We start from the raw sequence: 5,866 nt of genomic DNA on the forward strand, positions 1-5,866 counted from the left end.
GTTAAAACGACGGTGACTGATACACCGCTATCGCAGGCAAGCCAGCTCCCACATTTTTGACTCGATTTTGTCAGGGAGAATCTCTAAAGGATATTCGAGTAATCCGCCTCGATCCGGTCCAGGCTCAGGTGGTTGAGGAAGTTGGAGAAACACATCCACGCCGCCAATGCGTTCATGTCGCGGAACTGTTCCGGCAAATACTTGGGCGGCACCACCAGGCCTTCGTCGACCAATTGGCGCAAGGTGCGCATGTCTTCCAGGGTGGTCTTGCCGCAGAACAGCAGCGGCACTTGTTCCAGCTTGCCTTTGCGTACCGCCAGCTGGATGTAGTTGTAGACCATGATAAAGCCCTTGAGGTAGGACAAATCCTTGGTAAACGGCAGACCGGTCGGCGTCGACCCACGGAAAACCCGACTGGCGTTGCCGTAGCTTTCGGCCATTTCAAAGCCTTGCTCGCGGAAGAACTCGAACACCTGCAGGAAGTCGGCGCCCTCCTCCACCATGTGGATGGCGCGCGTGCGGTTGGTCAACTTGCGCAGGCGGCTTGGGTAAGAGGCGAACGTGATGATCTCCATCAGAATCGCGAGGCCTTCCTGGGTCACAGTGGACGACGGCGGGCCTTTGGAGAGGAAGGTGCAGATCGGCTGGTTCTGGCCGTTGAGCGTGGTGCCGACGTGCACCAGGCCTTCATGCACTTCCAGGGCGCGCACGTCGCGGTCGTTGAACATCGCGTCGGCGCGGATCTTGATGTAGTCGGCGCCCGCCGCCGCGTCGGCGACGATACCGTCGGACTCGAACACGCGGATGGTTTCTTCAGCCTCGCCAAACACCTTGTTCAGACGGGTTTGCAGCAGGGCGACGGCGTCTTTGGCGGTCAGGGTCTTGGCTTCATCCTTGAGGTCGCCGCGGCCGTCGATTTGGTTCAAGTAATCGGACATCATCATGCCCAGGTCTGCCAAGGTCGGGTCGCCCGCGTGAAACGCATCGGAGGCGGCGCCGTAGAGTTCCTGGGAGATCAGGCCGAAATCCTCGGTGCCGCGCGCTTCGAGCATGCGCACCACCATGCGGTATTCCCGGCACATGCGGCGCATGATCTGGCCGACCGGGCTGAACTGCCCGAGGCGCCGGGTGATGTCGCGCTCGATGTTCTGGAATTCCAGCTTCACCGCGCTGGAGTCAAATGACAGCGGCCGGTTGAGGTAGTAATCGCGGCTAACGGCAGGCATTTCCTTGCCCTTGGCCTTGAGGAATCCCTGGCGAATATTCTCGTCCCACTTCACGGCGTCGAGCACGCGAATCGGTGTTTGCGCCAGCACAATGCGATCGGACAAGGTGCGTATCGTCTGCTGGTAATCGTCCACCCGGTGCTTCCTCTTTAAACGTTATTGGCCCGCGCGCTGGTAGCGCACGGCTTCAACGAACACATCGGCATTGGCCGGGTCATCCAGGTAGGCGAAGACCTGGTCCATGGAACTGTCGATCAGCACGCCGTCGCCCTCGACGGTTTCCACGGTGTTGCCGTGCAGCGCCTGTTGGCCAATCGCCTGATGGACCTGCTCAAGGTCGAGGTTGTAGACCACCAATTCGCGCTTTGCGTCGCCCTCGCCTTCAAAATCGAACCCGGCGAGGATGAAATGCCCGCCAAGTTTTTCCGGCAACGGTGCCGACAGGTACCAGCGGTTGCCATGGCGCGAGACTGTAAACAGGTATTCATCGCGCTGGCCCGGCTTGGCTTTAGGGTAGCTCACGGCCTTATAGCGGTGCTCACCGGCGCGGGTGATCTGCAGGTTGAGCGGTTCACCCCAGGCATTCTTGCTCGACCAGTGGCCTATCAACGCGTCGGGCGCGGCTTCGCGGGCCGGCAGCGGGTCCTTGAAGGTCACCAGGCACCCGCTGAGCAACAGCAACGACAAGGCGATTAGCGCGACACGCCAGGCTTTCATCAAATACCCCATCAAGCCGGCTCCCACCCAAAGCAGATCCAATCCACGGCTAGACCGAGGCCAACACCAAATGCATGTAACGCTTGAGGATTTCAAGCATCTCTTCACCGGTCAGAGGCTCTAGGCCGCCAAGCAGGCCCTGATATTCCATCCGACTGATAATCGCCGTCAACACCTTGGCATCCTGTTGCGGCTCGCGGGAACCCAATACCTGGAAAAACTGCCCGGTGCCTTGCAACAGGATCTGCTGATGGGAACGCACCAGTTCTGCCAGGCGCGGGTTGAGCAAGGCCTCCTGATGAAAGGCGCGTTCGGCCATCAAATGCTCACGCCGGTTGGTCAGTTGGCGCAGCACGTAGTCGGCGGTCAGCCGCGCGATGTCGTCGGCCAATTGCGAGCGCGACTGCGGGCTGCCATCGCCGTAGGCGACCATCTCGCGCAGCAGGCCTTCGTTGCGTACCCACAGCTTGCCCATGAAGGCGGCGCTGCGTTCGACGTATTGAGCGAAGGTATCGGTGAGCAGGTCGTCGATATCCTTGAAGTAGTAAGTCGTGGCCGACAACGGCACCCCGGCCTCGGCGGCCACCGCACGATGGCGCACGCCCCGTACGCCGTCACGCACGACGATGCGCATGGCCGCATCGAGAATGTCTTGCCTGCGTTGCTCGCTGCCCCGGCGACTGGCCTTACGGCCCTGGTACTGGACGCTTTCAGCCACGGCAGCAGCAATGCCGGCGGCGCCTTCTTGAGCCATTACGCGGTTCACGACAGATCTTCCTTTAATAGGCGACGCGGAGCGTCACGGGCTGCATTCCCACGCAGAGCGCGGGAACGATCATCTCACGCGGGCGGCTCGACGCCTCGACGTGGGAACGATCACCTGGCGCCGTTCTGTTGACGGCTGATGAGTCCACATAAAAAAGCCGCCTTATAAAAGGCGGCTTCGGATTTCGCTACGGTTACGCTTGTGGCCGCATGTGCGGGAACAAGATTACGTCGCGGATCGACGGCGAGTTGGTCAACAACATCACCAACCGGTCGATGCCGATACCTTCACCGGCAGTTGGCGGCATGCCGTACTCCAGGGCGCGCACGAAGTCGGCGTCGTAGTGCATGGCTTCGTCGTCGCCGGCGTCCTTGTCGGCCACCTGAGCCATGAAGCGCTCGGCCTGGTCTTCCGCGTCGTTCAGCTCGGAGTAGGCGTTCGCGATTTCGCGGCCACCGATGAACAGCTCGAAACGGTCGGTGACGTTCGGGTTGTCATCGTTGCGACGGGCCAGCGGCGACACTTCGAACGGGTACTGGGTAATGAAGTGTGGCTGTTCCAGCTTGTGCTCAACCAGCTCTTCGAAAATCATCACCTGCAGTTTGCCCAGGCCTTCGAAGCCCAGCACCTTGGCGCCGGCTTTCTTGGCGATGGCGCGGGCCTTGTCGATGTCGGTCAGGTCGTCTGCGGTCAGCTCAGGGTTGTACTTGAGGATCGAGTCGAACACCGACAGGCGCACAAACGGCTCGCCGAAGTGGAACACCTTGTCGCCGTACGGCACATCGGTGCTGCCCAGAACCAGCTGCGCCAGTTCGCGGAACAGTTCTTCGGTCAGGTCCATGTTGTCTTCGTAGTCGGCGTACGCCTGGTAGAACTCCAACATGGTGAATTCAGGGTTGTGACGCGTCGAAACGCCTTCGTTACGGAAGTTGCGGTTGATCTCGAACACTTTCTCAAAGCCGCCAACCACCAGCCGCTTGAGGTACAGCTCCGGCGCAATGCGCAGGAACATTTCCAGGTCCAGCGCGTTATGGTGGGTTTCGAACGGCTTGGCTGCGGCACCACCGGGAATGGTTTGCAGCATCGGCGTTTCGACTTCGAGGAAGTCGCGGGCCATCAGGAAGCTGCGGATGTGCGCGATAACCTGCGAACGCACGCGGAAGGTCTGGCGCACCTCTTCGTTGACGATCAGGTCAACGTAACGCTGGCGGTAGCGCTGTTCGGTGTCGGTCAGGCCGTGGTGCTTGTCCGGCAGTGGGCGCAGCGACTTGGTCAGCAGGCGCACGTTGGTCATTTCAACGTACAGGTCGCCCTTGCCGGAACGCGCCAGGGTGCCTTCGGCGGCAATGATGTCGCCCATGTCCCAGGTTTTCACCGAGGCCAGGGTTTCTTCGGACAGGGTTTTACGGTTGACGTAGACCTGGATGCGACCGGTCATGTCCTGGATCACCATGAACGAACCACGGTTGAGCATGATGCGACCGGCAACCTTGACCGGGATTGCAGCCTCTGCCAGCTCTTCCTTGGTCTTGTCGGCGTACTTCTTCTGCAGATCTTCGCAGTAGTTTTCGCGACGGAAGTCGTTCGGGAAGGCATTGCCCTTGGCGCGCTCGGCAGCAAGCTTTTCCTTGCGCAGGGCGATCAGGGAGTTTTCTTCCTGTTGCAGGGCTTGCGGGTCGAGTTGTTGGTCGCTCATGTCTTTTGAAATTCCATCACAGGTTCGTTGCCCCCACCGGTGGTGGGGGACTTAAGGTCGGGCTGACGGTTTACAGCCCCGATTTCAGGCTGGCTTCCAGGTATTCGTCGATATCACCGTCGAGTACCTTGTCGCAGTCGCTGCGTTCGATGTTAGTGCGCAGATCCTTGATCCGCGACGCATCAAGCACATAAGAACGGATCTGGTGACCCCAGCCGATGTCCGACTTGGTGTCTTCCAGCGCCTGGGAAGCGGCGTTGCGCTTCTGCATTTCCTGCTCGTACAACTTGGCCCGCAGCATTTTCATGGCGGTGTCCTTGTTCGCGTGCTGGGAACGTTCGTTCTGGCAGCTGACCACGGTGTTGGTCGGTACGTGGGTAATACGTACGGCCGAGTCGGTGGTGTTTACGTGCTGACCACCGGCACCGGAGGAGCGGTAGGTGTCGATGCGCAGGTCGGCCGGGTTGATCTCGATTTCGACCTTGTCGTCGATCTCTGGCGAAACGAACACTGCCGAGAACGAGGTATGGCGACGGTTGCCGGAGTCGAACGGGCTCTTGCGCACCAGACGGTGCACGCCGATTTCGGTACGCAGCCAGCCAAAGGCGTATTCGCCCTTGATGTGCACGGTCGCGCCCTTGATGCCCGCGACTTCACCGGCCGACAGCTCCATGATGGTCGCGTCGAAACCGCGTTTGTCGGCCCAGCGCAGGTACATGCGCAGCAGAATGTTGGCCCAGTCCTGGGCTTCGGTGCCGCCGGAACCGGCCTGGATATCCAGGTAGGCGTTGTTCGGGTCCATTTCGTGGCTGAACATGCGACGGAATTCAAGCTTGGCGAGGTTTTCCTCAAGCCGGGCCAGTTCGGCGACGACATCGCCCACTGCGCCTTCGTCATCTTCTTCGACAGCCATGTCCAGCAGGTCGCGGCAATCGCCCAGACCGGTGTTCAATTCGTCGAGGGTGTCGACGATCTGCGCCAGCGCAGAGCGCTCGCGGCCCAGTTCCTGGGCGTATTCAGGTTTGTTCCAGACAGCCGGATCTTCAAGCTCGCGATTGACTTCGGTCAGACGCTCATGCTTTTGATCGTAGTCAAAGATACCCCCGAATAGTTTCGGAGCGCTCGGACAGGTCCTTGATGGTGTTAAGGATCGGGTTGATTTCCATGGCGGGCAGCACTCGTTGGCGAACTTTTGAAAGCCGACGAGTATAACGACAAACCGGGTGGAACGGCAGCCCGCTTGGCGAAAAGGCTTGGATATGGGGGATCTGGGGGATGGGGTACATATCCATTTTTGCGGTTATGGCTGCTTATGGTTCCGCCCTTACGGCGGGTCACTTTCGAAAAGCGCGAAAGTAACCAAAGCGCTCTTGCCCCACCACTCGGCACCTCGCCTCCGGCTCGGGGTGCCCTCACGCAGGCTTTGGAGCGTGGTCCGCCGCCACGCGCCATCCATGGCGC

The 5,866-nt window shown here is 60.2% G+C and carries 5 protein-coding genes; all 5 read right to left on the reverse strand.

The window, feature by feature from the left end:
* Nucleotides 1–83 precede the first annotated feature (83 nt).
* The 5 genes from WBB95_RS00200 to prfB all read right to left on the reverse strand — a co-directional run bounded on the left by WBB95_RS00200 (nt 84) and on the right by prfB (nt 5,571).
* Nucleotides 84–1,361: a flavohemoglobin expression-modulating QEGLA motif protein gene (locus WBB95_RS00200; protein WP_424485755.1), complete on the reverse strand. Its 1,278-nt coding sequence runs from the start codon at nt 1,359–1,361 to the stop codon at nt 84–86.
* 21 nt (nt 1,362–1,382) lie between these two features.
* Nucleotides 1,383–1,943 carry a hypothetical protein gene (locus tag WBB95_RS00205; RefSeq protein ID WP_424485756.1) on the reverse strand — a complete coding sequence of 187 codons (561 nt, stop codon included), beginning with the start codon at nt 1,941–1,943 and terminating at the stop codon, nt 1,383–1,385.
* 49 nt (nt 1,944–1,992) lie between these two features.
* Nucleotides 1,993–2,709 (reverse strand): TetR/AcrR family transcriptional regulator, encoded by a 717-nt coding sequence (locus tag WBB95_RS00210; RefSeq protein ID WP_424485757.1) that lies wholly within the window; start codon nt 2,707–2,709, stop codon nt 1,993–1,995.
* Between the two features lie 193 nt (nt 2,710–2,902).
* Nucleotides 2,903–4,405 carry a lysine--tRNA ligase gene (gene lysS / locus WBB95_RS00215; protein WP_424485758.1) on the reverse strand — a complete coding sequence of 501 codons (1,503 nt, stop codon included), beginning with the start codon at nt 4,403–4,405 and terminating at the stop codon, nt 2,903–2,905.
* 70 nt (nt 4,406–4,475) lie between these two features.
* Nucleotides 4,476–5,571 (reverse strand): peptide chain release factor 2 gene (gene prfB / locus WBB95_RS00220; RefSeq protein WP_424485759.1). Its coding sequence is split into 2 segments (ribosomal slippage): nt 4,476–5,498 and nt 5,500–5,571, totalling 1,095 coding nucleotides; the frame shifts between segments, so codons are not numbered across the junction.
* Between the last annotated feature and the right edge of the window lie 295 nt (nt 5,572–5,866).

It is taken from the genome of Pseudomonas sp., assembly GCF_049645325.1.
Lineage (GTDB): Bacteria > Pseudomonadota > Gammaproteobacteria > Pseudomonadales > Pseudomonadaceae > Aquipseudomonas.

Excerpts from the sequence above, each read along its gene's own strand:
- WBB95_RS00205 (WP_424485756.1), bottom strand. The coding sequence starts at position 1,943 with ATGAAAGCCTGGCGTGTCGCGCTAATCGCCTTGTCGTTGCTGTTGCTC.
- lysS (WP_424485758.1), bottom strand. The coding sequence starts at position 4,405 with ATGAGCGACCAACAACTCGACCCGCAAGCCCTGCAACAGGAAGAAAAC.